The sequence below is a fragment of the Citrobacter sp. wls757 genome, from assembly GCF_005280935.1.
Lineage (GTDB): Bacteria > Pseudomonadota > Gammaproteobacteria > Enterobacterales > Enterobacteriaceae > Citrobacter > Citrobacter portucalensis.
In genome coordinates this window covers 2,229-5,701 of record NZ_SZWU01000041.1, presented here as the reverse complement: position 1 = coordinate 5,701, position 3,473 = coordinate 2,229, and the positions used below count along the sequence as shown (strand labels likewise).

Below are 3,473 nucleotides of genomic sequence, written 5' to 3'. Positions count from 1 at the left end.
GCCATACGGCTAGGGTCTGATGGCGAAGGTCAACGGCAGGCTTGCTGCGACCGTTCCGGTCACGACGCCCCTGGCGCGCCGTGGCCTGCGCTTTTTGCATCCCGGCAAACTGACGCCGGGCTGTAAGGTGCAACGCCGTTTCGCGTGCCGCGCCCCGACGTTGCGGCGGGTCCCTGCTCAGTGTCGCATCTGATGCCGTTCCCCCGTTTAAGTCCCTTTCGCCCGGGCTGATACAGCCACAACCCGCCTGGCTGTCCAGGGACGGTAAACCTTTCGCGATAAATTTTTTCCGGCCATTTCGCAGGCTTCATTAGACCGTAAAAAATTGACCGCTCACCCCGGACACCTGCGCCGGGCCGTGCCAGTTTACGCCCCTGCGGCGAAGGTTCTCAAACGGGTGAAGGTCAGTACCAGAGGGAACAAAACAGCAGGTTCCCGCAAACGTCAACACCGCGGCTCCCGAAACTCAACGGGTGATGGTTTTTAAAAAGCAAAACAACAGATTAAGGAGATTCATCATGACAGCACGAGGCGTAAACAAAGTCATTCTGGTTGGTCATCTCGGGCAGGATCCGGAAGTGCGTTACATGCCAAACGGCGGTGCCGTTGCAAATCTTACCCTCGCCACGTCAGAAGCATGGCGCGATAAGCAGACCGGAGAGATGCGCGAAAACACCGAATGGCACCGTGTTGTCGTGTTCGGCAAGCTCGCTGAAATTGCCAGTGAATATCTGCGTAAAGGTGCTCAGGTTTACATCGAGGGCCAGTTACGCACCCGCAAATGGACCGATCAGTCCGGTCAGGATAAATACACCACCGAAGTCCTGGTTAACGTGGGCGGCACCATGCAGATGCTCGGTCGCCGCGACAGTCAGTCGCAGCAGGGCGGTCAGCAGTTCAGCGGTCAGCCACAACCGGAGCCACAAACCCCACCTCCGGCGGCAAAAGGTGAAGGCAAAGCGCCAAAAGGGGCAGGGAAGTCTGCCAAAGGAAAAAATGCAGCACCGCAGCAACCGCCAGCGCAACCTCAGCCTCCGCAGAATGAGTGGCCTCCGATGGATGACGACATTCCCTTTTAACGCGGCTGATTTTCACTAAAGCCCCGTCTGACGGGGCTTACACAGGAGCACATCATGACAGATAACACCACGTCCCCGCTGAAATCCCTGCCTGACGGGTCTTTCACCCGCGAACAGGCCGAAGTGGTGGCGGCACAGTATCAGAATGTGGGCATCGAGGACGATAAGGGGACGCACTTTCGCCTTGTCGTTCGCAAGGATGGCGAAATGGTCTGGCGGGTCTGGAATTTTGAACCGGGCGGCGAGTACTGGATGAACAGTTATATCCAGCGCTACGGCATCCGTAAAACGCTGTAAGCAGTAAGAGGTGCCGGACAGGATTAGGACCTGTCCGGCAGACAATCATCAATATCAGAGAGGTATCAATTATGTCAGTCACCGAGTCTAAAGCAAAAAAGGCTAAAAAAGCCAGCCCTAAAGCGGCTGCACAGTCAGACGTCCTGGTTGCCACACTGGACAATTCTCCTGTCCGTTACACCACATGGTCCCGCCTGTTTATCGGGGAACTGAACTGCCGAATGGTCGCGCACACGCCGGAAGAAATTCGGGAGTATGCGGACAGTATTCACGCTGTCGGGCTAATCCACAACATCGTGGTGGTGGAATGTGATGATGGTCGGCTGGAAGTGGTGTGTGGCGGGGGGCGTACAAAAGCCATCGGTCTGCTGGTTGAGGAAGGGAAGGTAAACCCGGACCACGAATGGATTTCTTATAAAGCGGTGCCGCGTGAACTGGCAAGGGCAGTCTCCCTCACGGAAAACGGCAGACACAAGACCATGCACCCCGCCGAACAAATCGCCGGATTCCGCGCCCTGTCTGAAGAAGGGAAAAGTACGGCGCAAATCGGGGATTTGCTGGGCTACGGCGTGAAGCACGTCCAGCGCATGCTGAAGCTGGCTGGGCTGGCTCCGGTTATTCTTCAGGCACTGGCAGAGAACAACATCACCACCGAACACTGTCAGGCGCTGGCGCTGGAAGATAATCCTGACCGTCAGGTGCAGGTGTACGAGGCGGCGTGTCGCGAGAGCTGGAACAATAAACCTGAAGTACGCGTGATCCGTAACCTGATCACCGACAGTCAGGTTCCCACCCTCAACAACAGCAAATATGCGTTTGTCGGGGAAAAAGCCTTCTCCGGCGATGAAATCCGTGCGGATCTGTTCAGCGACGAACAGGGCGGTTTTGTGGACAAACTGGCGCTGGATACGGCCCTGCTGGAAAAACTTCAGGGGGTGGCAGAGTGCCTGAAAGAGGCCGAGGGCTGGGCATGGGCCACCGGACGCATGGAGCTGGTCAGTTCTCACGGCGAGGACAGCGCGGTGTACCGGATTCAGGATGAACCTGACACGGTTTACACGGAGCAGGAACAGCAGCGCATGGACGAGTTGCAGGGCCAGTATGACGAGAATCAGACCGCCAGCGATGAAACCGACGCGCTGGAATCGGAGATGGAGGCCATCGACTGTGCGGCACAACTCCGGGCATGGACGCCGGAAATGCGCGCACAGTCCGGCGTGGTGGTGTCATGGCATCAGGGGGACGTGTATGTCCAGCGCGGCGTGATCCTGCGCGAACCGTCTGAAACGGAAGACGAACCTGCCCAGGTTAAAACATATGAGCGCCAGCCAGAGCCTGTGGATGAAATCAGTGTTCCCCTGCTGACCCGAATGTGTGCGGAGCGGACGCTGGCAGTCCAGGCGGCACTGATGCAGCAGCCGGAAAAATCCGTCGCCCTGCTGGCATGGACGCTGTGCCTGAACGTGTTCGGCAGCGGCGCGTATAACCGACCCGCGCAAATCTCCCTGGACTGTAAGCATTACTCCCTGACGAATACCGCCCCGTCCGGTAAAGAGGGTATGGCATTTCTGACGCTGATGCAGGAAGGACAACGCCTTGAAAAACTGCTGCCGGAAGGGTGGAAACAGGATTTCACCACTTTCTTCACCCTCAGCACCGCCGACCTTCTGGCCCTGCTCAGTTTCTGCACGGCATGCAGTCTCGATGGCATGCAGACGCGTGGCACCGGAGGCACCACCCGCAGCCCGCTCGATAAGCTGGAAAACGCTCTCGCTTTCCATCTGCGCGACTGGTGGCAACCGACGAAGGCCGATTTCTTCACTGGCCTCAGAAAGCCACAAATCATCGCCGCACTGAACGAGGCCGGACTGACAGGTGCGGCGCGGGATGCGGAGAAGATGAAGAAAGGCGATGCGGCTGAACTGGCAGAGGACAAAATGCGGGACACCCGCTGGGTGCCTGTCTGGATGCGCGCCCCTGATGCAGAAAAAGCCCCGTCTGATGCAGAGAACGACGTATCTGATACCGAAAACGGCGGCGCTGATGCACACGATGCGGCTTTTGATGCAGACAGCCACCACACCCTGCCTGATGCAG

3 protein-coding genes and 1 pseudogene are annotated in these 3,473 nt (G+C 57.8%); 3 read left to right on the top strand and 1 reads right to left on the bottom strand.

What is annotated here, in order from left to right:
* Positions 1 to 39: 39 nt before the first annotated feature.
* A pseudogene (locus tag FDW94_RS24160) lies at positions 40 to 181 on the bottom strand (hypothetical protein); the annotation flags it as partial.
* 337 nt (positions 182 to 518) lie between these two features.
* Between FDW94_RS24160 and FDW94_RS11620 the strand changes: the two are divergent.
* The 3 genes from FDW94_RS11620 to FDW94_RS11610 all read left to right on the top strand — a co-directional run.
* Positions 519 to 1,079 (top strand): single-stranded DNA-binding protein SSB2, encoded by a 561-nt coding sequence (locus FDW94_RS11620; RefSeq protein ID WP_137377618.1) that lies wholly within the window; start codon positions 519 to 521, stop codon positions 1,077 to 1,079.
* Between the two features lie 54 nt (positions 1,080 to 1,133).
* Positions 1,134 to 1,376: a DUF905 domain-containing protein gene (locus tag FDW94_RS11615; protein ID WP_137377617.1), complete on the top strand. Its 243-nt coding sequence runs from the start codon at positions 1,134 to 1,136 to the stop codon at positions 1,374 to 1,376.
* Between the two features lie 71 nt (positions 1,377 to 1,447).
* Positions 1,448 to 3,473 (top strand): ParB/RepB/Spo0J family partition protein (locus FDW94_RS11610; protein WP_170974238.1); only part of this gene is annotated, 2,026 nt, incomplete at its 3' end.

Excerpts from the sequence above, each read along its gene's own strand:
- FDW94_RS11620 (WP_137377618.1), top strand. The coding sequence starts at position 519 with ATGACAGCACGAGGCGTAAACAAAGTCATTCTGGTTGGTCATCTCGGG.
- FDW94_RS11615 (WP_137377617.1), top strand. The coding sequence starts at position 1,134 with ATGACAGATAACACCACGTCCCCGCTGAAATCCCTGCCTGACGGGTCT.